Consider the following 25,219-nt stretch of genomic DNA (forward strand, 5'->3'; position numbering starts at 1 on the left):
TCCAAACCACCCCCCTTCCCGAAGTACCTTCACCCTACGAGGAGGCACTGACATTTTTAGCCCGCCACCGGAGGCGCTCCCTGTTGGGAGGTCCGGTTCGCGGGGGAATAAGCGCGGAGCGATGAGCATGTTGGAAGGATCGTTTTTGGCTTCGCCACCGGCGGGCGCGCTCCCGGTGGGAGGCCCGCTTGGTGGTTGCGGGAGCCTAGAGTTCCGTCGATCGGGTTGGAGAACCTGCTCAAGGACCGGAAGGCGGGGTAGCTGCGCCGCCGCCGGCCGTTCCGCCGCCTCCGGCTCCGCCGCCCGCCGCTCCGCCGGTAGCGGTGCCGCCGCCCGCTGTTCCTCCTGTTCCCGCCCCGAATCCGCTGTTCTGGGTCCCACGGGCACCGCGCGTGGGGGTGCCCGTGGCTCCTTGGCCGTTCGTGGTGTCCGCTCCGTTGCCTTGGCCGCCTGTCCGAAGCTGGCTGAAGTTGCCACGGTTTCCGGCCTGACCAGGTGCCAGGGCTTTCTGAACGAGTGCACCGCCAAATAATCCGGCCATCACTAAGACAGCGCAGGCCAAGATCTTGGTTGATTTTGCTGGCCGGTAGCGTTCCTTCGGAATGAAGGGTTCCTCGTCAGCGGACGTGGGAGTAGTCTCCTCAGGGTGCCAAGCCAGGCCTACCTCGATCGGTACGGTCCCGTCTGTTTCGGCGTGTTCGGAGTTCATGGCGGTCGTCCTCGACTTTCTTGGTCTATTCATAGCGGAGGGCATCGATTGGGCGGAGCTTCGCGGCCTTGTTGGCGGGGTAGATACCGAACACCAGGCCGATGACCGCGGAAACAGTGAAACTCAGCCACACGGTCCAAGGTTGGACGTCCGGCACCACGCCCATGATGGGGAAGCTGCTAACCACATAGCCCACAAGAATTCCCATGACGCCGCCGATAATGGAGATAATCAGCGACTCGACCAGGAACTGGCTCACGATGTTCCCGCGTGAAGCACCAATTGCCTTCCTAATGCCGATTTCCCGAGTCCGTTCGGTAACAGTCACCAGCATGATGTTCATGACTCCGATCCCACCAACCAGCAGGGAAATAGCCGCAACAGCTCCCAAGAGGATCGTTAGGGTCTGGGTTGTGGACGTCGCGGTCGTGAGAACCTGGGCCTGGTTGCGCACTTGATAGTCCCGCGTTGCAGCCGTGACATTGTGGCGTGCGTCCAGAATCATCTGGATCTCGTTCTGCGCCTGATTCATGACGTCTGCCGACTTAGCCTGCACCGCTATCGAGTTCAGGCTGGGGGCATAGCCAGTGAACTTGTCCTGGGCGGCACCCAGCGGAACTATCACGACGTCGTCGGGGTCGTTGAGGCCAGTGGCCCCCTTTGCCGCCAGAACACCCGAGACCACGAAGTTCTGGCCATTTAGTGCGATGGTCTGGCCCACGGCGGAGCCTGAGTTGTTCCCGAAAAGGTCGGTTGCGACGGTGCGGCCTATGACTGCCGTTGCAGATGACTCCTGCGCACTGGAGAACAGTTGTCCAACTTCCGCAGTGTTATTGGTAATGGAGAAGTACGCCGGAGTGCTGCCAACGAACGATGCCACCGCATGGCTTGCACCGCTGAAGGTCGCTGTAACGGCTTGCGCGGTGACAACCGGCGCCGTTTGTGCAACGTCAGGCGCCAGAACGGCATCGGTCAGGCTCTGCTCATCGGCGCTTGTCAGGTTGGTGTTGCGCGAGCGGTTTCCAGCCACCTGCTGGCCGGCGACTGCGCCAGTACGGCCGCCCACCGCCGTCGAACGGCTAACCGTCAGGACATTGGTGCCGAGCTTGCCGATTTGGTCCTTGATGCTGTTGCTGGTTCCTGCCCCGACGGCAAGCAGGATGATGACCGCGGCGATGCCGATGAGTATCCCGAGCGTCGTGAGGAGCGAGCGGAGCTTGTTCGCCGTGACGCCCCTCATGGCAAACCGGGCCGACTCAATCAGGTTCACACGGCACCTCCGGATAAGGCCGCAGCGCGGGCTGTGTCTGAGATGATGCGACCGTCCTGCATACGCACCGTCCGGCTCGCCCGGGCGGCAACGTCCAATTCATGCGTGATCATCACAATGGTTCGGCCGCGGGCGTGGAGGGCGCTAAACAGGTCCAGGATCTCCGCCGATGAGTGGGAGTCCAGGGCTCCTGTGGGTTCGTCGGCCAGCAGCATCACCGGATCGGTGACAAGGGCACGCGCGATTGCCACCCGCTGTTGCTGGCCGCCCGACAGTTGCGAAGGTTTGTGGCCGGCTCGCGCAGAAAGCCCGACGGCGTCCAGCGCCGCCAGTGCCCGCTGCTTCCGTTCGACGCGCCCGACTTTGGCATAAGCCAGCGGCATCGCTACGTTGTCTACGGCTTTGGTCCGGGGGATGAGGTTGAAGTTTTGGAAGACAAAACCGATCTTGCGGTTGCGGATCTGCGCCAGTTGGTATTCGTCCATGGAGGAGACATCCATCCCGTCCAGCTTGAACTCACCGTGGGTTGGCGCGTCCAGGCAACCGACGATGTTCATCATGGTGGACTTCCCGGATCCCGAAGCGCCAACAATTGCGACGAATTCTCCGCGCCTGATGTGGATGCTCACACCGTCGAGGGCCGTTACCCGTGCCTCACCTTGTCCGTAGATCTTGCTTACGCCGCGCAGCGAAATGACGGGGATGTTGGAGCTAGCCACGGCCGCCACCCGCGCCACCGGTGCCCCCGCCGAAACCACCCGTCCCGCCGAAACCACCTGTCCCGCCGAAACCACCCCTGTTGGTCCCTTGCCCGCCGGTCGTGGTGGTGCTGTTGTCAGCTGTCGATGAGACGGCAGGGAGCTCGATCTGGTCACCTTCGCTGAGCCCACTTAGAACCTGGCTCCTTCCGTTGGCGCTGATCCCGGTCGTGACAGCGACTATTGAAGCCTGCCCATTGCGGACTACCGTCACGGTTTGGCGATTGCCCGTTGTAGTCACCGCCAGGGTGGGCACCAACAGTGCGCCGTCCGCCGTCGCGGTTGTTACTGAAAGGTTTGCGCTTTGCCCGAGGCGCAGCGCTGCCGGTGGGTTTGCGATGGAAACCGTCACCGGATAGCTGACAACGTTGTTGTTGGTAGTCGCGTTCTGGGCGATGGCAATCACCTTGCCGGTCACTGGGCTCGCGGAGGAATCCTGCTTAAGTGCAGGGAAGCTGAATTCGGCGGTGTCGCCGACCTTCATGGACGCAATGTCCGCCTCGGCGAAATTCGCCACGACTTGGAGGCTCTTGGTGTCGCTGATGGTCACCAATCCGGTGGACGAGCTCGACGACGACGCGGATGTCGCGGCGGCACCGCCGCTGCCGCCGCTGGATCCGGAAGAGCCAGTTGACGACGCCGATGACGATGACCCGGAGTTGCCGCCCACGACGGCGTTGACGGCAGTAACAGTTCCTGCCACCGGGGCACTGAGCGTGCACGACGCCAGGTTCTTTGTGGCCGTATCGACAGCGAGTTGCGCGCTGGTCACGTTGCTTGAGCTGACCGTCGCCGCCGAGTTCTGGGCGGCCACAAGTTGGTTTTGGGCACTGGCCAGCTGCTGCTTGTCCTTGAGCTGCTGCGAGGCTTGGTTGTTCTGGGCCTGGGTCAGGACTTGTTGATCTTTGGCGAGTTGTGCCTGCGCGGATGTCAGGGCAGCCTGGTACTGGTTGTTCGACGGAGCTGCATTGACGTTGTTCTGGGCAGTGGTCACCGAGGCAGTGTCCGTGTCCACCGCCTTTTGGGCCGCAGTGAGGCCGGCTGCTTGTTGGGCCGCATCCAGATCTGCCGTCTGCTGGGCGTTGGCAACGCCTTGGCTGGCCGCCGTGACTTGGTTCGAAGCCGTTACCTGCTGCTGATTGGCCTGGGCCGTTGCCGCATCGAGCTGGGCCGTTGCCGCTGTCAGGGCATTCTGGGCATTCGTTGGGTCAATGGTCACCAGTGCCTGGCCAGCGGCCACCGATTGGCCGAGGGCTACAGAAACGGCGGTGATTGGTCCCGAGCAGTTCTGCGCGTTGACAACCGTGGTGCTGGCAGCGGAGACATTGCCGTTTGCGGTGGCGACAGCCACCACGGATCCTTTGCTGACGGCCACGGTACGGACAGCTGATGCGGCCCGGTCCGGCGCCCCAAATGCTCCTGTGATCGTGGCAACCGTGCCGACGGTAAGCGACGCGAGAACGACACCGAGGGCACTGTTGATGATGACGGTTTTCGTGTTCACGGACGAACCGTACGGTGGTCACCTATGAAAGTGCTGTGAAATTCCTTCTATGGGGATTTGCGTCGCAAGATGACGCGCTATTCGATACCGGCGAATAGCTCGTTCAGCTCAGCAGTCAGTTGCTTGCGGAGGGCAGGCTCGCCGATTTCCTTGCCGTCGATGTGGTTCACCGGCGCTATGAGGCGAATCGAGGAAATCAACCACACTGCGTCGGCGTCGAACAGATCCTCCGGCACCAGCGGACCGTAACCGAGGTCCCAACCAGCCTTCTTCGCCGCTGCGAACAGCGCACCCTGGGAGGTGCCGGGCAGGATGCCGCTATCAAGCTGAGGCGTAATGAGGCGCTTAACGGTACTGCCGTCGTCGGACTTTTCCACATGGGCGAGCAGGACGGTTGAGGTGGGACCCTCCAGGACCCTGCCGTCGGAGGAGGTGAAAATGACGTCGTCGGCACCTTGTGAGTGGGCGTAGCGGAGTGCAGCCATGTTGACCGCATAGGACAGCGTTTTGGCTCCGAGCAACAGCCACGGAGCCCTCTCGCCGACCTCGGAGTCGTAGCCGCGGTCCAGCAAAATGACGTCGACGCCGGTCTCCCGCTGGCGCCGGCTGCCAGCCGGAGAGGGTGAAGCCTGGACCCAGCAGGTGGGGGTGGCGGAGCCTTCGACGCCGCGTGTCACCAGGAGTTTCACCACCACTTCGTCGTCGGCCGGGTTAGCGGCGGGGTGGGTTTCGCGGTAGGTCTCGACGGCGGTAGCAACCGCGCGGCGCCACTGCTCCTGTTCGGGGATAGTCAACGCCAAGGCGCGGGCCGAGGTGCCCAATCGGTTCAGGTGAGCCTGCAGCTTCCGAACGTGGCCGCCGACGGCGAGCAGTGACTCGAACACGCCGTCTCCGCGGGTCGCGCCCAGGTCCGTCGCCATGAGCTGGGGCTTGCTGGCGTCCGCGATGCGGCCATCGGGATAGGCGGGATCCAGGAACACCAAGACTGAGGAGGCAACGGCAGAGGTCATGCTTCCAGCTTAGTGTGCGGGATAGGCTGTCCTCATGCGCCCGGCCGGACCTGCCGGGCCGGTCGAATGGGGGTTTGATCTGTGCTGTGGCCGTTCCCGCTAGTGGGCACGCTGCCGACCTGGCTTGTCTTTGTGCTGGGTGTGATGGACTTCGTGATCCGCATAGTGGCAGTTGGCGTCATTCCGGGAAATCGACGACCAACCACGGCCATGGCCTGGCTCCTGGGTATCTTCTTTGTGCCATCCGTTGGCCTGGTGCTTTTCCTTCTCTTCGGCAACTTTCGCCTTTCCCGGCGACGCCGCGAACAACAGCAACAGATCAACGACCGAGTCCGCGCCGGAACGGAAGGCCTGGCCACGGTACTCAGCAACTATTCCGGTCCTGAGTGGGTGAAATCGGCCAGTGAGCTCAACCAGCGGCTAGGGTCCCTTCCCATGGTCGACGGAAACACGGTTGATCTCATCCCGGGGTACAACGAATCCATCAAAGCCATGACCGAGTCCATCCGCGGTGCCAGGCATTACGTCAACGCCGAGTTCTACATCATGAGCAGCGACCATGTCACGGACGAACTCATCCGCGAACTCGAGGCGGCAGCCGAGCGCGGCGTTGAGGTGCGGCTGCTCTACGACCACATTGGCACGCTTCGCATCCGGGGATATCGCAAGCTGGTCCACCGCCTCAAGTCCGGCAAAATCCAGTGGAAGCGGATGCTCCCGCTGCTGCCGATCCACGGCCAGTGGCGCCGCCCCGATCTACGGAATCACCGGAAAATCCTGGTCATCGACGGCGAAGTCGCCTTCACAGGCTCACAGAACCTGATAGAGCCCTTTTACAACAACCCGCGGCATCGCAAGGCGGGCCGAAGCTGGGTTGAGCTGATGGCGAGGCTGGAAGGCCCGGTGGTTGCGACGCTCAACGTCGTTTTCGCCACCGACTGGCTTAGCGAGACGGACGAATCACTGGAACACCAGCTGTACGTGCCCTCCGGCCCTAGGCAAGGCAGGGTTACAGCCCAAGTGGTGCCGAGCGGTCCCGGTTTCGTCACGGAGAACAACCTCCGGCTCTTCAACACGCTGATCTACTCGGCGCAGCATCGCATCTCAGTTTGCAGCCCCTACTTCGTGCCGGACGATTCCCTTCTCTACGCGATTACGACGGCGGCCCAGCGCGGCGTGGACGTGGAACTGTTCGTATCCGAGAAGGGCGACCAGTTCCTGGTGCACCATGCCCAGCGCTCATACTATGAAGCGCTGCTGGAGGCCGGCGTCCGGATCTATCTCTATGAGGCGCCCTACGTCCTCCACGCCAAGCACTTCACCATTGACGACGAAGTGGCCGTCCTCGGCTCCAGCAACATGGACATGCGCTCCTTCTCGCTGAACATGGAGGTCTCCGTGATGCTTTTGGGTGCCGAGATGGTTGGAGCCATGCGAGCCGTCGAATCCAGTTACCGCGAGTCGTCCCGGGAGCTCACGCTTCAGGACTGGCTACATCGCCCAGTTGCCGCGAAATACGTGGACAACGTCGCCCGTCTCACCGCCACCCTGCAATAACCTCCCTGCGCGGGGCCATCATTCCATTGCGGGCGTAGGTCACCAGTGCCATAGTGAATTTCCTGGCGGTATTCGCCAAAAGCGCTCGTTTGGAGGCGTGCCATGGGCCTGAAAGACGAAATTCCTGCGGCACCGCTCGGCGGCGTGGAAGTCCACCCGGAGCGGCTACGCATCGTGTCCGAGGGCAGAACGGTCAGCGACCGGCTCTGGAATGAAGATCTGGCACCTGCGCGCGAACGGAGATGGAACGTCCGGAGCCTTTTCGCGCTTTGGATGTGCGACGTCCACAGCATCGCCGGCTATACCTTCGCCGCCGGTTTGTTCATCACCGGATTGGTCGGTTGGCAAGTCTTCCTGGCGCTGGTTGTAGGAATCACCGCGGTCTATTTCCTGATGAACTTCGCGGGCACGGCCGGGCAAAAGACAGGCGTGCCGTATCCCGTCCTCGCGCGAATGTCCTTCGGCCTGTTCGGAGCGAACCTTGCGGCCCTGATCCGTGCCGTGATCGCCATTGCCTGGTATGGAATCCAGACCTGGCTGGCTTCGGAGGCAGTCTTGGTGCTCCTGTTCTCTATTTGGCCTAGCCTCGCCGAGCTCGACGATCCCGCGAAGAATCCGGAGTTCCTGGGCCTGACGCCGATCGGCTGGGCAGCATTCCTGGTGCTGTGGGCAGTCCAGCTGCTGGTGATCCGCCGCGGCATGGAGACTGTACGCCGATTCCAGGATTGGGCCGGGCCTGCCATTTGGGTGGCGATGTTCGCGCTGGCCATCTACATCGTGGTGCAGGCCGGTGACCGTTTCAGCCTGTCGATTCCTGGGGTGGCTCCCTTGGAGGGCCCTGCTGCAGTAAGCCAGTTCTTCTCCGCCATCGCCTTGACAATCACTTACTTCGCGGCCCTGCTGCTCAATTTCTGCGACTTCTCCCGCTTCGCGCCCGACCGCAAGACCATCCTGCGCGGCAACTTCTGGGGCCTGCCCGTGAATTTCATCGCCTTCGCCCTGGTCACGGTGGTGGTTACAGCCGGTGCGGCCTCCTACTTCACAGAGCGCGAATACCGGGGGCAAGAGATGTTCCAGGTCATCACGGACCCCGTGAACATCGTGAGGGCTATCAACGATCCATGGATCACGGGCATCGCGGCCGTCACCTTCGTGGTGGCGACCATCGGCATCAACGTGGTGGCCAACTTCGTGTCGGCTTCCTACGATCTTGCCAATGTGGCGCCCCACCGAATCAATTTCCGCCGCGGCGGACTCATCAGCGCCATCCTGGCCATAGTGATCCTGCCGTGGAACCTCTTCAACAGCCCCGTCGTCATCACCTACTTCCTGGGTGGACTCGGCGCCTTGCTGGGACCATTGTTTGGCGTGATCTTCACTGATTTCTTCCGGCTACGCCGCCAGCGCTTCAAGATTTCCGACCTCTACCACGAGGACGAACAGGGACACTACTACTACCGCCACGGCTGGAATCCAAAAGCACTTGCGGCGTTGATCCCAGCGGCGGTGGTGGCCGGAATGATCGCCCTGATACCCGGCCTGCAGACCATCCTGCCCGGCGGCGCAGGGCTTGGCCCTTACTCCTGGTTCGTCGGAGCGATCCTGTCAGCCACCATCTACTTCTTCCTAACGCGGAACGATCCGGGAATCCAGCGTGCTGTTGCCGAGGCTGACGCCTAAGGGAACTCCGCCCCCAGCGTCGACAACACACCGTGCGCCTTCGTGCGGATCTCGTCGTATTCGGCCTGCACCTCGGAGTCTGAGGTGACCGCCCCGCCGACGCCAAGGGACAACGACGGCGGCCGCTCGCCGTCGTCGTTCATCACTAAGGTGCGGATCACCACGGCGAGGTCCGTGGCGGCATTCAGCGAAAAGTAGCCAATGGCACCTGAATAAACTCCACGCGGACCGCCCTCCAAACGATCGAGGATGTCCATGGTGCTGATCTTCGGAGCTCCAGTCATGGACCCCGCCGGGAACGCCGCCGCTACGGCCTCGGCCCGGGGGGCGCCCGGCTGGAGCTGCGCATCAATCGTGCTGACCATTTGGTGGACTGTGGCGTAACTTTCGATCGCACACAAGCGGCTCACGGTGACTGAACCGGGAACCGCGAAGTGACTGAGGTCGTTGCGGAGCAGGTCCACGATCATGATGTTCTCCGCGCGGTCCTTGAGCGAAGACTCCAGGTCGGCCCGCAGCTCCACATCGCGGAACGGGTCCCGATCACGGCGCCGGGTGCCCTTGATCGGCTCGGCGCGCATGCCGCCGCCGGACTCTATCCGAAGGAAACGCTCCGGTGAGGTGCTCGCGACGGTGAGGCCACCGAACTTCAGGTAACTGGCGAACGGAGCCGGGTTCCGCTTCCGCAACGCGAGGTAGGTTGCCCACGGGTCCAGCCCGGGATCGTCGGCAGTGAGTGTGGTGGTGAGGCACACCTCGTAGGTGTTCCCCTCGGAAATCTCCTGTTGTGCGGCGGCCACTTTTGCCTTGTAGCCCGGTTCAGTGTCGCGGGCGCTGAAATGCGGAACCGCACTTGGCGCTGGCTGCGCAGCTGCCTGAGAAGGAACGACGGCGGCCCGGACAGCCTCGCGGGCAGCCTCGAGCCAATCGCCAGTGTCCGGCGCATCGAGCGCCAGCAGCCAGGCGCAGCGCTCGGCGTGGTCAATGACCACCGCCCGTCCCGCGAAAAGAAGTGCGGCGTCCGGAGTGGGGGAGACCACGTCGCTGCCGCCCGTCTCGCGCTTGAGCTCGTACCCGAGGTAGCCGAGCCAACCCAGGAGGAAGGAAGACTCGTAGCCATCCGGCGCGCGGAGTGTCCGCAAGCCCCACACACGGTCCAGCCAGCGGAAGAATGGCCCGGAAAGCGTCACTGTAGCGCAGCCGACAGTCACTCGGGACATTCCCGAGGCATGCTGGACGGACTGGCCAAAGGCGCCGCCGTCGTCGGCCAGGATGCTGAACCGGCACCGCTCAGCGGCAACGGCAACGCTGGCGTTTTCGGTGCCGTGGCCGGCCTCCCTGCCATACCGGTGATACACGTCCGCGTTGGACGAGTCCAGCCACACGGCGTTGGTGGATTCTCCGTACAAGGAGTCGAAGAGGGTGGCCGCGTCGGGCAAGGCCTCGATACGTACGCTGTGCAGCCGCAGGCCGCGGCGCGCGGATACCTCGGGCGCCATCACTGGCGCCAGGGCAGGGAGGTAGGTCAGGGCCTGGAGGACATCGCTGGGTGCGGTACCGTCGGCGGCGTTGCTGACCACGACGTCGGCGTGCTGGCGCACTGGGTCCTGCGCCAGCCACTCGCGTTCCTGGTCCGCCCACGTCTGCCAGTACGGCTCATAAGTGCCGCCGTCCCGGTCCAGCGCGCGACGCCGCCGGTCGCCTTCCGACGATTCAACCCAGATCACGGCGTCCACCAAAGGCCGGGCGGCCTGGGAAGCGGCCCCCACGCCTTCCACAATCACAATTTCCGCGGGCTGCGTGATCCGGGTGTCGCCGTCGTAATGGCGTGCCCAGTCCCAACTGACCCATTCGGCGCGCTCCCCATTGCGAAGGGGGCCGAGCACGGTGGCGACGTACCTGTCGATGCCCGCAAAAAGGCCATTCCAGCCGGGGTAGATGTCCTCCAAATGGAACAGGGAGACCTTGTGATGGGCGCGCAAACGGGTTGCGAGTTCGATGGCCAGGGTGGTTTTCCCTGCACCTGATCGTCCGTCGACGGCAATGATCACGGGTGCTGGGGTCATGGAATAGAGCGTACCTGCTGCTCTCCGAGCTGCCGCGAGGCCAACTCCGCCATTACGTGCTCCACGATTCCCGGAATTGCGGCGTGGATGAGCGACCAGGCGTTCTCGAAGTCGGCGTGTCCGCCGTACCAAGGGTCCTCAATACCTTGATCCAGTGCGTGTTTGCCCGTGGCATCAGGATCGAAACTGCGGAACATGCGCACCTTGGAACGTGACACGAGGTCCGGGGCGGCCTCCCGCAGCCAACCGTAATGATCCACGTCCAGCGCGAGGATGAGGTCCCGTTCAGCGAACCATGAGTGCTTCCACTCGCGCGCCACGTGCGTTCCGGACTTGATCAGGTGAGAGGTGAGGATGCGGGCAGCCCGCGGGTCGATGGGCCGGCCCACCTCATAAGCTGTAGTGCCGGCAGAATCCACAATGACCTTGCTGTCGAGTCCCTCAGCCGACAACGCCTCCCGTAGCATGAACTCGGCCATGGGGGAGCGGCAAATGTTGCCGGTGCAGACCGTGATGATCCGGTAGGGGCTGACGGAACTCATGCAGCAAGCATGGTTGATGCAACGCCGAATGGCTAGATGAGTCGTCACGGTGTGGGTAAAACTGTAACCACTTGGATACAAAGGCCGCCTTCACGTACACACAAGATCCCGGCGCCGATACCCCACAAGGCCCGCCGCCACCAGGGCCACTGCAATGGCGGCGGTGATCCACAATGGCGCAAAGTCCGGGTTTGGGGCCGTGACCTGGGGAACCGCATGGAATGGGCTGGTGTTCAGCATCCAATCCGGTGCCTTCAGGATGGGACCAAACAGCGTCATCAACAACCAATAGACCAGCACCAGCCAGGCAATGGCCCGCAGATGTGGCGCGATGCCAACAGCCGCGATCGCCACGGCGGCTGCCAACCACAGGGATGGAATTTCGGCCAGCCCCTGCAGGATAACGTCGATGGGTTTCGCCGCAGATCCGGTGGCGGTGGACGTCGCTGCCAGCGCGACGGAGCCTAGTGCCATGCCAATTCCCGGGACGGTGAGCGCCAGGAAGACCGTGGGCGCGATGTGGTCTAGCCGTGACAGCGCTCCGGACAACACCCATTCGGAACGCCTTTCGTCCTCCTCCGCGTAGAAGCGGAGCGCGAGTTGGATGCCGCAGACCCCGCCAACGAATGCAAGCACAAGCAGAAGGACCTGGACAAACGCCAAAACCAGCTGTTCCTCCGAGGTGATACGGAAGGCCAGCATCTGCTTAACAAAGGGGTTGTCGGCGAACACCGAGGACATGGTGGTGGTCACCAGGCCGTAGATCGATCCGAGAAATGCGAAGGTGATTCCCCATGTCCAGAAAGGCCCCCGGTTCAGCCGGGCGGTGAGGCCCCAGATGCCAAGCCTGCTGTGTGCCGGACCGGCGCGGCCCGGAATAATGCCGAGGCCAAAGTCCCTCCTCGTGGAAAGCCAGCCGCCGATCGCCGCGGTCACCAGGCCGAAGCCGAGCAGCAGCGCCAGCGGCCAGTAGTCGTTGTGCGACGACGGCCGGATTTGTTCCGCCCAGCCCATCGGGCTGGTCCATAACAACCACTCACCGTCCTTGAGGGTGTCACCGAGTCCGCGGAAGAGGTAGCAAAGGCCCAGCACGACGGCGGCAAGCGTGTTCGCGGTTCGGCCCACCGAGCCGAGTTGGGCGGTTACGGCGGACACGCCGGCAAAAGCGAAGCCAAGGCCGCCCATCACCGATCCCAATGCGAAGGCCGAAGCCGCCGGGGCACCTGCCAGTGTCAATGATCCACCGACCACCAGCCCCACAGCGGCGGACGCCAGCCAGGCCAGTACGACGGCGGACGCGAGCCTTGCGTGCCGGCCCACCACGCCGGAGTCCAGCAACTCGGCTTGGCCCGAGTCCTCGGCGGTCCGAGTATGGCGGGTCACGGCGAATACCGCCATAAGGGCTGCGAAGAACATGCCGAACATCTGGACACGCCACGTGACAAAGCCGATGGCCGTGGTGAGGTTCGTGGCCGGTCCAAAAAGCAGCGAAAACGCGGGATTAGTGCCGAGGGACAGTTGAAGGACCACGGCTTCCCGCTGGGTGGGAAACACCGAAGGGTAGGCAGCGAATGATGCCATGGGGAAGATGCCGATGATGAGGAGCCACGGCAGCAGCTTCCAACGGTCGAGCCTTAGCGCGTGTCGCAGCAGTGCGCCGGTGCCGGTGAGCTGGCCGTTCATTGCGCGCCCCGGTCCTGTGCGGCCCGTCGACGGCCGACAGCCAAACGGGCAGCGCCCGACGACGCCGGCCTGCCGCCGTCGTCCTCTTGCGGTTCGATGCGCTCGCCGTAATGCTGCAGAAAGAGGTCTTCGAGGCTTGGCGGGGTGACTGTGAGGGCAGTGACACCGTGCCGGGCAAGGGCGCTCATCGCTGCGGCGAGCCCCTCTGCGTCGATGCTGAAGTGGACTCGGCGACCCTGGACCAGAAGGTCGGCCACTCCAGGCAGTTCGGTGAGTTGCGCGTCGTCGTCGGCAAGCGTGGCGGCAACGTTGGTGCGGGCGTGGCCACGCATCTGTTCGAGGCTGCCGGTTTCCACCACCTTGCCCTTGCGGATGATGCTGATTCGGTCAGAGAGGGCTTCAACTTCGGCAAGGATGTGGCTGGAAAGCAGAACGCTCCGGCCCTGGGCACGCTCGTGCCGGATTTCTTCGCGGAATGTGGCTTCCATGAGCGGGTCCAGGCCAGCGGTGGGCTCGTCCAGTATCAGCAGTTCAGCGTTGGAGGAAAGCGCTGCCACAATGGCGACTTTTTGGCGATTGCCCTTCGAGTAGGTGTGGCCACGCTTGGTGGGATCAAGTTCGAACGTCTCCAACAGGCGGTCACGGCGCTTGGTGTCTTGGCCTCCGCGAAGCCGGCCGAGCAGGTCGATCGCTTCTCCGCCGGTGAGTCCGGGCCAGATACTGACGTCGCCCGGAACGTATGCCACGCGGCGGTGCAGGGCCACAAGGTCGCGCCAGGGGTCGCCGCCCAGGAGTTTCACCGTGCCGGAGTTGGCCCGCAGGAGTCCCAGCAGGATGCGCAGGGTGGTCGACTTTCCCGCGCCGTTGGGACCGAGGAAGCCGTGGACCTCACCCTCCTGGACATCGAGGTCCAGGCCGTCCAGGGCCCGGAAGGAACCGAAGGTCTTGACCAATCCGGAGATGCTGACAGCAGCGGTCATGCTGTGAGCGTACTCCCGGCAAAGCTGCCGTGGGAGGTTTCCCATCGACTCCTGGCGTTGGGAAATCAGGGCGACGCTGGGATAATCGAAGACCCCAGAGAGTGTGCAGCCGTACCGGCAGGAAGCGATGGTGCCGATGCTGGAAAGATTCCTCATCATTGTGGCAGTAGCCGTTGTTGGCGCGTCGCTGGCCATAGCGGGGCGGCTCAGGTTCGCCGGCGCGGAAGGTTCCGGGGCTCGGAGTTCCGGGGTCCGAAGTTCAGGGACCCGGCAGTTCATTGAGCAACTGCAGCTGACCGGAAACCTGGCGGCTTGTGTGCTGGAGGCCCTGCTGCCTTTCGCAACGGCGTTCCGCGGTGTGCCTGTGCTGTCCTTCTCGGCCGCCGTCCTTCAGTTCGTCGCTGTGGCCATCCACCGGACGCAGTTGCCGCCAGTCAGGGCCCTGCGGCACAAAGAGGACGAAGGGCGCAAGCAGGACGGCCAACACCACTTCCGACGCCTCGGCTGGCCGTACCACACGGTTTTTGCCGCCGGCACCTTGCTGTTGGTCGCCTATCTTTCGACGATCGTCGGGTACTTCTTCTGATCCTCCTAGTGGATAACTGCCAGCAGGACACCCACCAGCACAAACAGGCTGCCGAACGCCCGGTTGAGGATCTTTTGCCCATGCTCGTTATGGGTGAAGCGCTGGAAGGAGCGTGCCGCCAAGGCGAAGAAGAACCACATCACCATGATGTCGATGACCACCACCGTGGCGCCGAACACCAGGTACTGGCTGAGCAGCGGCTCGTCGGGGCGGATGAACTGCGGCGTGAAGGCCAGGAAGAACACGATGGCCTTGGGGTTGAGCAGGTTCACCCAGATGCCGCGTTGGTACATGGAAAGCGCGGGCTCGTTGCGGCGCGCGTCGATCTTTTCCTTGTCCAGGTCTGGGCGGTGCAGGAACTGTCGGATGCCCAGATACACCAAGTACGCGGCGCCAGCGTAGCGAATAGTGTTAAAAATCACGGGCGAACTGGCCACGAGCACGCCAACGCCCAAGGCCACGATGATGATTTGAACGATCAACGCCGTCTGCAGACCCATGATTCCCCATAGCGTCCGCCGAAACCCGTTGTTCAGGGACGTGCTCATGGTGAAAATCGCCCCGGCACCGGGCGTAAAACTGATGAGTGCACCGGCCCCGATGAGGGCGAGCCATAGGGAAAACTGCATCAGACAAGCCTATGTGCTGAGGACTACCAGAATGTGGCGAGCGGGCCATAGGATCGGAGACTCTCATCACAGGCCGCGAGTGCAGCGCTATGTGGACAACTTCCCCAGCCGCGACGCCCTAAATAGCAGGTACCGTTGCTCCGGCAGGCTCTTGGTTTTCCGGGCTGCCGCCAGGTAATGCCCCCTTGCGCGTATGAGATCGCCGGACTTTTCCAGCAGGTGCGCCTTGACGGCGTCGAGTCGGTGCGTCTCGGTGAGTCCCTCATCAAGCCCGTCCAGCAGGGCCAGCCCGGCCTCGGGGCCGTCCACCATCGCCACGGCCACCGCCTTGTTAAGCGAGACGACTGGGCTCGGCGCCACAGCCTCCAAAACGGTGTAGAGGGCGGCAATCTGCGGCCAGTCCGTTGCTTCAGCGGTTGCTGCCTCATCATGGACGGCAGCGATCGCGGCCTGCAATTGGTATGGTCCCGGCCGTGCGTGGCCCAACGTTGCTGACAGCAGCTGGGTGCCCTCCAGGACATACGCGGTGTTCCAGAGCGAACGGTCCTGTTCGTCCAAGGGCACGAGTGTCCCGTCCGGGCGTTCCCGTGCCGGCTTGCGTGCGTCGGTGAGCAGCATAAGCGCTAGCAGAGCCGAAGACTCTGGCTCCTCGGGCACCAGGCGATGTAGCAGGCGGGCGAGACGGATCGCCTCCGTGGTCAGGTCCGCCCGCTGCAGCGACGGGCCAGAGCTTGCGGCATAGCCCTCGTTGAAGATCAAGTAGAGAACGTGGAGAACGACGGCGAGGCGCGCCTCCCGCTCGTCCGGTCCGGGAGTTTCAAATCGGCCGCCAGCGCGGCGGATCGCGTGCTTGGCCCGGCTGATGCGCTGTCCCATCGTGGCTTCGGGGACCAGGAAAGCACTGGCGATTTCCGCCGTCGTGAGTCCGCCAACAGCCCGGAGCGTCAGCGCCAGCTGCGACGGCGCAGACAGAGCCGGATGGCAACACAGGAACAGCAGCTTGAGAGTGTCGTCGTTCCCCACACCGCTCTCGTCGGCGAGGTCTTCCGCGCGGCCGATGCCGCCGTCGTCGCCTTCCGCTGAATCAAGCGCCGCGGCCCGAAGTTCCCGCGCGTGGCGGGCGGACTCGCTGCGCCACTGGTCTACCAGCCGGCGGGATGCGACGGCGGCCAGCCACGCCTTGGGATTATCCGGCAGGCCGGACGGCCACTGCCTGCTGGCCTCGAGCAATGCCTCCTGGACTGCGTCCTCGCAGTCGTCGAACTGACCGTAGCGCCGCACCAGCATGCCGAGGACCCGCGGCGCGAGATTGCGCAGCAGGTCCTCGACGACGGCATGGTCCGGCGCTGCCAAACGCTAGACCTCCGGCGGGGCGTCCTGGACGGGACGGAGTTCCACGACGCGAGAGTACTTGACGATGCTTGAGCAGATCTCGACGGCGCGCTCCTCGCTGGCCACGTCCACCACCCAATAACCGATCAGGGATTCCTTGGACTCGGCAAACGGGCCGTCCGTGGTGATCACGCCGTTGTCTGTTTGTTTCACCAACTTGGACGTGCTGGGATCTGCAAGCCCGGCATTGAACACCATTTCACCGGAGTCGCGCAGGTCCTTATCGATTTGGATCATGAAACCGATCATTTCCTTAACCCATTCCGGATCCGCAGTGGCCATCATTTCCTCGGCCGATCCGAACATCATGATCATGTATTTCATCTCGAACTCCTTGGGAAGGGGCTCCCTTGTGGGTGCCTTCACTATTGGGTCGGAGCTGTTGTCCGGATTTCTACATGCCTTCCGGAAATTTCCGGAGAAAATTTATGCCCGGGCGATCACCTCGCCGTTCGGGATGAGGAACCAGCCGTCGTCGGTGGATCCCCAACGATGCCATCCTGCGGAGATCCGCTCAAGTTCTTCCTGGGTCGCCAAGCCGTAGTCCAAGGCCTGTTCCGCGAAGGCGGAATGCAGGACGCGGTCACCCCACACGCGGGCTTGCCAGCGGCGCTGCTGACCTGTGGCGTACAGCCAGTTGCTGCTGGAAGGCGCGACGTCGGTAAAACCCGCCTGTTGTGCCCAGGACACCAGCCGCCGGCCAGCGTCAGGCTCGGCGCCGTTCTTCCGGGCGATGCGCTGGTACAGGTCCATCCATTCGTCGAGTTCCGGGACTTCCGGGTACCAGCTCATGCCGTGGAAGTCGGCGTCGCGGACGGCCACGATGGCGCCGGGCTTGGCCACCCGGCGCATTTCCCGCAGTGCGGCTACCGGGTCCGTCAAGTGCTGCAGGACCTGGTGGGCGTGGACCAAGTCGAACGTTTCGTCCGCGAACTCGAGGTCGTAGATGTTGCCCGTTTGGAAATCCACGTTTTTCACGCCGCGTTCCTTGGCGAGGTCCGATGCCTGGGCCACAATGTCCGCCGAACGGTCCAGCCCGATGACCTCGGCCGGAGCAACGAGGTTGGCGAAGTCGCAGGTGATGCTGCCCGGACCGCAGCCCACGTCAAGCACTGACGTCCCCGCCGTGAGGTGCGGGATCACAAATGCCGCTGAATTCTCCGCAGTCCGGGAAGCATGGGCTCGCACAACGGACTCGTGGTGGCCGTGGGTGTAAACGTCATCGGGCTTCTGCGCATTCATAGGGAAACGCTACCGCTAGTGGAGAAATTGAAAGCCCCTTCCAGCCGGTTTTTCCTAAGCTTTTGCCATGGACGCTGAAGTTCTTCACTGGACCAGGCTTCCCCGGCGCCGTTCCCGGGTACGCACTAGCCATCCCTTGCCCGCACCCCGTCCCGTGGCCACAATTGGTCCATGGCCGCCGCATGGTTGGGTGCTGAGGCGTGGTCGCGCGGGCTTCGTGAGGGGCCGTCCCCGGACAGTCTGCGTCGGCCATTCTTCGTGGCCGCTGTTGTCGTTTTCCTGCTCGTTGTATTGGCTGAAATCGGCATGTCGCTCCTGTTAGGGAGTGCCGCCGTCGAACCTGTATCAGCCGGCGAGGCCAGCAACCTTGGCGTCCCAACTGACGTTTTCCTCAAAACGCAGAAGGCGGATAACCAGCCGCCGGGGGCGGGGATCGGGTTTCTGGCGTTCCTGGACGGACTCCTCCTTTTCACCGTGGTGATGCTGGGCCTCAGCCTCATCCTGGAGCTTCGGCTCTACGGCAGGATCCAGGGCATCGTCACGCTGGTTGTCACGTTCCTCTGGGTCCTGGCTGCGTTCGTCACAGCCCTGCTGGCCCTCGCCAAGCTCTTCCTGATGATCGGGCTGTTTGTGGCTGTCCCTTTTGGGGCCCTCGCTTACCTGGCTTTGTGGGGCAGCTTTCCCACCAGCCAGGCTGCCGCGATTTTAGCGCTTCTCCTGCTTCTGAAGATCGTCTTTGGCGTGCTGCTGGTCATCAGCCAGCCTAAATTCCTCAAGGTCACAGGCCTGGTACTGCTGCTGGCCCTATCCGTGATTCTTCAGTTGGTGCTAGGCCTCATCCACGGCTTCCTGCCGGGACCGTTGGTGTCTATCGGCGATCAGTTCTGGGCGCTGGTCACTGTTGTGGTCGCCCTGATCTGGGCGCTGATCATGTTGATCGCATCGATCCCGGCAATCATCAATGCCCTGCGCGTCAGCGGGTCGGTGGGGGACTAGGACCCTACCGCCGTGCCTTGGCGCGGGCATGGGCAGCCGGCATGGCCGCGCGGTGGCGGTAGCCGGCCAGGAAGGTCGCGATCCGCCGGACGGCCTCCTCGATGTCTTCAACCGCGGGCAGGATGACAAAGCGGAAGTGGTCGGGGAAAGGCCAATTGAACGCCGTGCCATGGGAGATGAGGATTTTCTGTTCCTGAAGCAGGTCCATAACGAAGCGCTCGTCGCTGGTGATCGGGTAGATCTCAGGGTCCAGGCGTGGGAAGAGGTACATTGCCCCCGCGGCCTTGACGCAGGAGACACCGGGGATCCCGGTGAGCAGCTTCCAGGCCAGGTCCCGCTGCTCCCGTAGCCGACCGCCCGGCCGGATCAGTTCTTCGATGCTCTGGTAGCCGCCAAGGCACGTCTGGATGGCGTGCTGCGCGGGGACGTTTGCACAGAGCCGGAGCGAAGCCAGAAGTTCCAGCGACTCGCGGTATTCGGCCGTCGCCGCCCGGGGACCCGTGATCGCCACCCATCCGGCCCGGTAGCCGGGCATGCGATACGCCTTGGACAGGCCACTAAAGGTCAGGACGGGCACGTCGTCGGCCACGGAAGCGGTGTGGATGTGCTGGGCGTCCTCGTAGCGGATCTTTTCGTAGATCTCGTCCGAGAACAGCACCAGGTTGTGTTTGCGAGCGAGTTGGGCGAAGTGCTCCAGGATGTGCCGCGGGTACACGGCACCCGTGGGGTTGTTGGGGTTGATGATCACAATCGCCTTAGTGCGTTTGGTGATCTTGGCTTCGACATCTGCCATGTCCGGCCACCACTGCTGGGACTCGTCGCAGAGGTAATGCACGGGCTTGCCGCCGGTCAGGGTGACAGTGGCAGTCCACAGGGGGTAGTCCGGCGCTGGGATGAGGACCTCGTCGCCGTTCTCCATGAAGGCCTGCAGCGTCATGGAGATGAGCTCGCTGACACCGTTGCCTATAAAGATGTCCTCGACGCCGATGGTCATGAGGCCTTTGGTCTGGTAGTACTGCGAGATCGCGGTCCGGGCAGTGAAGATTCCTTTGGAATCGCTGTACCCCTGGGCTCCCCGCAAATGGTGGATCATATCCACCACCACGGATTCCGGCGCCTCCAGCCCAAACGGCGCGGTATCTCCGAGATTCATCTTGAGGATGCGGTGCCCCTCGGCCTCCATGGTCTTGGCCGCCTGGAGGATCGGTCCCCGGAGTTCGTACCGGACGTTCTGTAGTTTGCTGGAGTGTTGCATCGGACGCATGCTCAATATTGTCACGGGATGCGTTGGCTGAGTATGCCACCCCTACGGATTCAGGACGCAGACTCCCGGATTGAGCTTGCAGACGTTCGTCACAGGCCCGTCGAAGACGTTGGACCGGAGTTCAGTCCGCACCAGCACCAGGGCATTGAGGTTTACCCGGGTTCCGACGTCCGGGTTCACGCCGGTGACGATGCATCGCTGGAAGAACCCGGGCGTTGTCTGGCATGCCGAGCCCTGCGTGAAGTCGAGCTTGATCTTCGCAGTAGTGAAGGCCGCGCGCGCGTTTTCGATGCTCATGCCCAGGACGTCCGGCACCGAGGTGCGCACGGGCGTGGCGATCTCCAGCGCTACGGTTGATCCCCGCCCGGCCGACTTGTCGCCGTCGGGGGTTTGTTTGACCACTGTTCCCGTGGTGGCGGCGTTCTCGGTTTCGCTGGTGGTGACGGCGAAGCCGGCATCCTTCAGTTGCTGGACCGCTTCGGCCTGTGGTTTCCCGACGACGTTCGGCACCGTCACGTCCTTCAACAGGAACCAAACGACGACGCCGATCACCGCGAGTAGCGCGACGCCGCCAATGATGACCCACAGCCAGGGGAAACCGGGCGTGGGCTTGGGCGGTTCAGCGGGCTTGGGCATCACCAACGTAACGATGTGGGCTTGGTCGGCATAGTCTTCCGGCGCGCCGTCCGCTGAATAGGCGATCAGCTTCACGCTGTGCTTGCCTTCCGGCGCACCGGTTGCGTCGAAGTTGACCACGTACTGTTCGGTGAGGCCCGCGGCGATGGTGCGCAGCGGATTGGGGATGGTGGCGTACGGTTTCGACGGCGGCGTGGCGCCGTCCGCCGGAAACGCGCCCAGGACCACTCGCTCCGAAGCGGCTCCGCCGTTGGTCACCGAGGCAGTCAGGGAGCCCTTGCCGTCCTTGAGCTGGACCTCAGGCGAACTGATGGTCATGGTGATGGTGGTCATGTCATCCTCCTGCGTCCAACAGCTGAATCACACAATTTCCAACAGTTCGGCACACTACGGTGAACTGGCCGCCGGAGGTGCCGAACGTTAGGTCCACGGAGTCCCCGACCGTCGCGTCCTGCTGCGTCTTGGTGCCCTCCACGAGCAGTGAAACCGTCACCGGCTGTAGCGGGCGCAGACGCGCGCGCTTGGTAGGAGGCCCAAAATTGAACAGCCCGCCGAACTCCTTGATGCCAAATGTGCAGGATCCGGCAACCACCAACTGCGCGGCGCTGGCCGAGCACGAGCCCCCATTCACAGCGAGGTCCGCCACGGTGATCCGCCCGCCTTTGCCAGCGCCGGAGAAGAAGCCCTGCCAGTCCTTTGCGGCTGCGTTGTTGCCGCCGCCGCAACTGACGCCAAACACCAGGACGGCAATGGCGATCACCGCACAGACAATCGCGATGATGATGGGCCGCCGGTTCTCCTGGTTCATGTGGCTGGCCTGTCGTCGCCGGCCACTTCAACGGTGTCCGTCACGTGGGCAGGCTTTATGCCCTTGACGATCCTTCGGATGAGCTCCAGCTGATCTGCGGCTGCAGGAGGAACCCGGACCACAATGTGGAAAGTGCCGGGAACGGCGTCGACCGCAAAGCCCGGCACCCCTGTGGCGAGGTGCAGGAACCGCGTGAGGCCGCCCACTGTCCCTCGGCGGGCGGAGAGATTGGCGGCGCAGGCAATCAGGTCCCGCTGCCGATCCAGCGGAACTCCCGCCGTCGCGGCGCCGGTCGCGTCCGGGCCAGCCAAGGTGAGCCAGTCCAGGTCCACCCAGCGGGACAGGAACGGGACCAGCGAGGTTGGCGTGCGGCCAGGGTCAGGAACGGTGTGGAGGTGGTCAAGCGTGTCCCGCACTGGCTGCTGCAGGTCCTCGGCCACAGCGAGCAATGCCTGCAGGGGAGTGCTGCTTTGCGCGGCAACTTGGAAGACCTCGGGGAGTACCTTGAAGAGCTGCGAATTAGCGGGGTCGAGCCTGGCAACCGCGGAAGGGAGTGAATCAGGCATGGCCATGGACCACCTCGATCCGGTGGTCTCCCGAACAGAAAAGCCAGGTATCCGGGAGGGTCACAACATCGTCCACCACCCGACGAGTACAACTGGACCAACTCGCTGTGTCGTCGCTGCTGCGGTAGATGCCCTTCGGGCCCGCCGCCAAAACCAAGGGCGTGCCATCGGGAAGGAGCTGGCCGGACACCGCCCGGACGGGATCAAAGCGGGTCCGGTCCCGGAGCGGCAAACCGCAGTTCACGTCCGGAACACTCCACTGCGCCGACGCTTGGCCCAGCTGCAGACGGAGCACGCCACCGCTTTGGGTTGCGGCATACGCCGAGTTGCCCATAACGTGCACACCCCAACACGTTCCCCCGGTCCACCCCGCGTTGAATTGCTCCCAAGAATTCATCAGGGCATCGAACTGGGTCCTGGCCAGTTCGTCGATCTTGAGGCGCAGGCAGCCCGTCCCGGTGCCCTCTGGCACCGCGCGGCCGAGCCAGATATAGCTTGACGCGCCGTCGTACTGGATGGTCATGCAGCGGATCTCTTCCCCGGCCGCCCGGACCTGCTGGAAGCTGCCGGCCGTACCGGCGTCGGGGGAGAGCCAGACGCCGGCCGACGCTTCGGCGGCCACCACGACTCCCGTGCGGCCGCGAACGTCCACAAAGGCGTCGACGGCGTAGAACCCGCGGTCCGGCTGGCCCTGGTCCACCACGTTCTGGACGGGAATGGCGCCCGGGCCGGTGACCAGCTCATAGAGTCCGCGCTCGCCGGCCAGCAACAAGACCGGCGAGCCCTGGCGGTCCACCCAGCACAGATCGGCAACGATGAAACCGAGTTCCGCGGCCTTGTTCCACGACTCGCCAAGGTCTTCGCTGATGTAGATCTTCGAGCCCGTGCCTGCCACAGTGGTCACGGCGACCATCCCGGGGTGCTGTTCCGGGCCCTGGCGTCCGGCCGCCGGCGACCTGAAGGGTGCGATGGACCGGACCGTTTGCTCGGAAAACTCCGCGCACGCCTCCCAGCCGTCGCCTGCGTTGGTGGTGCGGAAGAGTGTTCCGCCTTGCGCCACGAACCACGTATTGTCCTGGCCTTCAGCCTGCACCAGCCCCAAGGCATCCGAATCCGGCACCTGGTCCACTTCCAGGCGCACCCGATCCACGTACTGGACTCCCGGTTCGGCTTCCTCCATGGCCCTATAAAGATTGGAAACCCGCAGCGGCTTGCCAAATCCGGAGCCATAACCTGCCGCACTGGACGCCAGCGGACTGATGGCCGCCGAGAGCCTGCCCACAATCCGCGACCGCACCGCCTCGGCGTCCTCATCCGGGCGGACCACCACCCTGGCGTCCACTAACACCTGCTTATAGAGGCCCCAGCGCACCACTGGTTCGGCTCCAACGGTGGAGCGGCGGCGGAGGTAGTCCTCCACCTCGGTGCGGACAGCGTCGCGTTCCAGGGCTTGTAGGTCGGCGGCACGCACCGTGCCCTGGTTGGGCACAAAAGGCACCAGCACAATTTCAACCTCTCCGGGTTGCGCAAACGCCCACAGATCACGCCGCGTGAAGGCTCGAGCCCTGGCGACGCCCCCGTGGCGCATGGCCAGAACCTCGTAATCCCGTGCTGTCACGGCCCGGTCCCGGGCATGGAAATCCTGCGGCGCCCTCCTCAGCGCATTGTCCAGCGATTCGCCATCCCTCCCGCCCGTGGCCGGTTCCGGATTGCTTACCCGGACACCGGCGACTGGCGTGCGTAGGACTGTTAGCGTTCCCGCTCCCACATTGCCCCGCTGGCCACCGCCGCTCCGGTACCACGCACGCACTTGGGCTCCCGGTCCCGGTACCGGGAGCCCGGCACTGGCGTTGCTGTCGTCCCACCAAGCGAACATTGCGACGCCGGCACTCCGGTCGATCCGAACCGGCATCTCCCCGGGGCGCGCGTCAGCGAATGCCTCAACCTCCTGGCAATAACGGAAGGGCTTTCCCTCCACAAGCACCGCCTCGCCGCTGCTGAGCGAGGTTCCGGCGGGAACTTCGACCGCGATGGACAGGCCTGCGCCGGAGACGATCGGGGCGTTGGGGATCACAAAGGACTGCCCCGGCCTGCCTGTTCCCGTGCCGATGGGGATTGCGTCATACAAAGCCACGTCCGCGGCGGGGACCAGCACACTGTCCTGCCCGGCAGGGAGGACGGCCGCCGTCGTCGTTGTGAAAACAGGCTGCGGTGTGCCGGGCACGCCGGGCGGGCAACTGACCTGGGTGCCGCGCGGGATACGAATCTCCTGCCCGCCGGGGGCGGAACGGGTGAACTCGAGCATCGTTTCCGCCGTACTGGGAGGGTACAGGCTGGTTCCCAGCAGGTTCAGGTACACGGCGTAGAGCTTGTCTGGGACACGGTTGAGGCGGTATAGGAGAGTGTCCGTCAGGTAGGCGAACGCTTCGACGATGGTGATGCCTGGGTCGTGGACGGACAGGTCGGTCCAATCCGGTGCGATCTGCTGGATCCGTTCGCGGGCGCCTGCCACGAGGTCCGCGAAGCTGCGGTCGTCCAGGTTGGGGACTGGAATGCTCATGCAGCACCTCCGGAAGCGACGGGCAGCGTGATGGCCAACTGGTCTTCCCGCTGAGTGGTCTTGACCCGGTACCGAAGCCTGACCTCAAGCAGCGAGGGGTCGTCCTCCGGGCGAAAAGCATCCAATGCCAGTACCGTTATCCGCGGCTCCCACTGCTCCACCGCCCTGGCCACGTAATGGATGGCGAGCCCCGCGGTGGTGTCGTCAGCGGGGGCGAAGGCCAGCCGGAACAGGTGGCAGCCGTAGTTTGGCCGGTTGACGCGCTCGCCGGGACGGGTGCTCAACAGCAGGAGGAGGGCCTGCCGGACGGAGGCGGCGTCGGTGACCTCTGCAAGTCGGCCCGCCGGAGTAACACGAAGTCCTGGAAGTCCGGCAGAAGCGTCGAAGTCCGGGTGTATGAACGCAACAGAACGATATCTGGGAGCGCTCATGATGCCGCTCCCGTGAAGGTCTGGCCCGGCCTGCGAACGGTGTATTTGACGGCGCCAGGCGGGGTGCCGTCGGTGTAGCCCTCCACGGTGTCCAGGCACACGGGCTTGCCACCTATACGCACAAACTCCGAATACCCACGCAGTACCGGAAGGGTCTTGTTGCACGGTTTGATATTCAGTCCCACGTTGGGGCACATGGAGATGTCGCGGCCCTGTGGATCTGGTTCCACCAAAACGGGTGAGCCACCAATCCGCACCCATTCCTGGGAGGGGACATTTTCCACTTTGCCGTCATGGCCGCAGCGCAGGATGGCTTCCTTCACGAGGATCTTGAGCCCGTTGGCCGGCAT

Annotated in this window: 24 protein-coding genes; 4 read left to right on the forward strand and 20 right to left on the reverse strand. The window is 63.8% G+C overall.

All coding sequences use genetic code 11. The features are described from left to right. Positions 1–238: 238 nt before the first annotated feature. The 5 genes from LD110_RS21665 to LD110_RS21685 form a co-directional block, all read right to left on the reverse strand. The gene (locus LD110_RS21665) at positions 239–709 is read right to left on the reverse strand and encodes a hypothetical protein (protein WP_225502007.1); all 471 of its coding nucleotides are present in this window, start codon (positions 707–709) and stop codon (positions 239–241) included. 25 nt (positions 710–734) lie between these two features. After that, the gene (locus LD110_RS21670) at positions 735–1,979 is read right to left on the reverse strand and encodes an ABC transporter permease (protein WP_225502008.1); all 1,245 of its coding nucleotides are present in this window, start codon (positions 1,977–1,979) and stop codon (positions 735–737) included. Then, positions 1,976–2,698 carry an ABC transporter ATP-binding protein gene (locus tag LD110_RS21675; protein ID WP_225502009.1) on the reverse strand — a complete coding sequence of 241 codons (723 nt, stop codon included), beginning with the start codon at positions 2,696–2,698 and terminating at the stop codon, positions 1,976–1,978. Before LD110_RS21675 ends, LD110_RS21670 begins: the two co-directional genes overlap by 4 nt. Beyond that, positions 2,691–4,241, reverse strand: coding sequence for an efflux RND transporter periplasmic adaptor subunit (locus LD110_RS23985; protein WP_225502010.1), 1,551 nt, complete (start codon positions 4,239–4,241; stop codon positions 2,691–2,693). The genes LD110_RS21675 and LD110_RS23985 overlap by 8 nt, the downstream gene beginning before the upstream one ends. 77 nt (positions 4,242–4,318) lie before the next feature. Continuing rightward, a complete protein-coding gene (locus tag LD110_RS21685) occupies positions 4,319–5,251 on the reverse strand; it encodes an aminodeoxychorismate lyase (protein ID WP_225502011.1) in 933 nt (310 codons plus the stop codon). A gap of 81 nt (positions 5,252–5,332) precedes the next feature. On the opposite strand from LD110_RS21685, the gene cls reads away from it, so the two are divergent. Together cls and LD110_RS21695 are read left to right on the forward strand one after the other, a co-directional pair. Next, positions 5,333–6,808 carry a cardiolipin synthase gene (gene cls, locus LD110_RS21690; protein WP_225502012.1) on the forward strand — a complete coding sequence of 492 codons (1,476 nt, stop codon included), beginning with the start codon at positions 5,333–5,335 and terminating at the stop codon, positions 6,806–6,808. Between the two features lie 102 nt (positions 6,809–6,910). Next, on the forward strand, positions 6,911–8,488 hold the full coding sequence (locus LD110_RS21695) for an NCS1 family nucleobase:cation symporter-1 (protein WP_225502013.1): 1,578 nt from the start codon (positions 6,911–6,913) through the stop codon (positions 8,486–8,488). Here LD110_RS21695 and pabB read toward each other — a convergent pair. From pabB to LD110_RS21715, 4 genes are all read right to left on the reverse strand, one after another. After that, a complete protein-coding gene (pabB, locus tag LD110_RS21700) occupies positions 8,485–10,554 on the reverse strand; it encodes an aminodeoxychorismate synthase component I (RefSeq protein WP_225502014.1) in 2,070 nt (689 codons plus the stop codon). The two genes, LD110_RS21695 and pabB, sit on opposite strands and share 4 nt — an antisense overlap. Then, the gene (locus tag LD110_RS21705; RefSeq protein ID WP_225502015.1) at positions 10,551–11,096 is read right to left on the reverse strand and encodes a low molecular weight protein-tyrosine-phosphatase; all 546 of its coding nucleotides are present in this window, start codon (positions 11,094–11,096) and stop codon (positions 10,551–10,553) included. Before LD110_RS21705 ends, pabB begins: the two co-directional genes overlap by 4 nt. Positions 11,097–11,186: 90 nt before the next feature. Next, a complete protein-coding gene (locus tag LD110_RS21710) occupies positions 11,187–12,779 on the reverse strand; it encodes an ABC transporter permease (RefSeq protein WP_225502016.1) in 1,593 nt (530 codons plus the stop codon). Beyond that, on the reverse strand, positions 12,776–13,759 hold the full coding sequence (locus LD110_RS21715; protein ID WP_225502017.1) for an ABC transporter ATP-binding protein: 984 nt from the start codon (positions 13,757–13,759) through the stop codon (positions 12,776–12,778). Before LD110_RS21715 ends, LD110_RS21710 begins: the two co-directional genes overlap by 4 nt. Positions 13,760–13,895: 136 nt before the next feature. Here LD110_RS21715 and LD110_RS21720 point away from each other — a divergent pair, with 136 nt between their 5' ends. Then, complete coding sequence (locus LD110_RS21720; protein WP_225502018.1) at positions 13,896–14,345, forward strand: hypothetical protein; 450 nt, start codon at positions 13,896–13,898, stop codon at positions 14,343–14,345. A 5-nt stretch (positions 14,346–14,350) separates the two neighbouring features. Here LD110_RS21720 and LD110_RS21725 read toward each other — a convergent pair whose 3' ends face one another. The 4 genes from LD110_RS21725 to LD110_RS21740 all read right to left on the reverse strand — a co-directional run bounded on the left by LD110_RS21725 (position 14,351) and on the right by LD110_RS21740 (position 17,608). Next, positions 14,351–14,974: a LysE family transporter gene (locus tag LD110_RS21725; protein WP_225502019.1), complete on the reverse strand. Its 624-nt coding sequence runs from the start codon at positions 14,972–14,974 to the stop codon at positions 14,351–14,353. 87 nt (positions 14,975–15,061) lie between these two features. Continuing rightward, positions 15,062–16,261 (reverse strand): RNA polymerase sigma factor, encoded by a 1,200-nt coding sequence (locus LD110_RS21730; RefSeq protein WP_374200380.1) that lies wholly within the window; start codon positions 16,259–16,261, stop codon positions 15,062–15,064. Positions 16,262–16,330: 69 nt separating this feature from the next. Beyond that, positions 16,331–16,690, reverse strand: a complete 360-nt coding sequence (locus LD110_RS21735) for a YciI family protein (RefSeq protein ID WP_225502021.1) — start codon at positions 16,688–16,690, stop codon at positions 16,331–16,333. A gap of 102 nt (positions 16,691–16,792) precedes the next feature. Beyond that, positions 16,793–17,608 (reverse strand): methyltransferase domain-containing protein, encoded by an 816-nt coding sequence (locus tag LD110_RS21740; protein ID WP_225502022.1) that lies wholly within the window; start codon positions 17,606–17,608, stop codon positions 16,793–16,795. Between the two features lie 171 nt (positions 17,609–17,779). Here LD110_RS21740 and LD110_RS21745 point away from each other — a divergent pair, with 171 nt between their 5' ends. Continuing rightward, positions 17,780–18,604, forward strand: coding sequence for a hypothetical protein (locus tag LD110_RS21745; protein ID WP_225502023.1), 825 nt, complete (start codon positions 17,780–17,782; stop codon positions 18,602–18,604). Between the two features lie 4 nt (positions 18,605–18,608). On the opposite strand, the gene LD110_RS21750 is transcribed toward LD110_RS21745, so the two are convergent. Genes LD110_RS21750 through LD110_RS21780 form a run of 7 tightly spaced genes read right to left on the reverse strand, consistent with a single transcriptional unit; the run spans position 18,609 to position 25,219 of the window. Next, the gene (locus LD110_RS21750; protein WP_225502024.1) at positions 18,609–19,868 is read right to left on the reverse strand and encodes a pyridoxal phosphate-dependent aminotransferase; all 1,260 of its coding nucleotides are present in this window, start codon (positions 19,866–19,868) and stop codon (positions 18,609–18,611) included. A 42-nt stretch (positions 19,869–19,910) separates the two neighbouring features. Then, positions 19,911–20,837, reverse strand: coding sequence for a PASTA domain-containing protein (locus tag LD110_RS21755; protein WP_225502025.1), 927 nt, complete (start codon positions 20,835–20,837; stop codon positions 19,911–19,913). A gap of 1 nt (position 20,838) precedes the next feature. Beyond that, a complete protein-coding gene (locus LD110_RS21760; protein WP_225502026.1) occupies positions 20,839–21,312 on the reverse strand; it encodes a hypothetical protein in 474 nt (157 codons plus the stop codon). Further along, positions 21,309–21,878, reverse strand: a complete 570-nt coding sequence (locus tag LD110_RS21765) for a phage tail protein (protein WP_225502027.1) — start codon at positions 21,876–21,878, stop codon at positions 21,309–21,311. Before LD110_RS21765 ends, LD110_RS21760 begins: the two co-directional genes overlap by 4 nt. Then, on the reverse strand, positions 21,871–24,438 hold the full coding sequence (locus LD110_RS21770; RefSeq protein ID WP_225502028.1) for a baseplate J/gp47 family protein: 2,568 nt from the start codon (positions 24,436–24,438) through the stop codon (positions 21,871–21,873). Before LD110_RS21770 ends, LD110_RS21765 begins: the two co-directional genes overlap by 8 nt. Beyond that, positions 24,435–24,869: a GPW/gp25 family protein gene (locus tag LD110_RS21775; RefSeq protein ID WP_225502029.1), complete on the reverse strand. Its 435-nt coding sequence runs from the start codon at positions 24,867–24,869 to the stop codon at positions 24,435–24,437. Before LD110_RS21775 ends, LD110_RS21770 begins: the two co-directional genes overlap by 4 nt. Continuing rightward, positions 24,866–25,219: a hypothetical protein gene (locus LD110_RS21780; RefSeq protein WP_225502030.1), complete on the reverse strand. Its 354-nt coding sequence runs from the start codon at positions 25,217–25,219 to the stop codon at positions 24,866–24,868. Before LD110_RS21780 ends, LD110_RS21775 begins: the two co-directional genes overlap by 4 nt.

This window comes from Arthrobacter sp. M4 (assembly GCF_020251205.1).
Classification (GTDB): Bacteria; Actinomycetota; Actinomycetes; order Actinomycetales; family Micrococcaceae; genus Arthrobacter.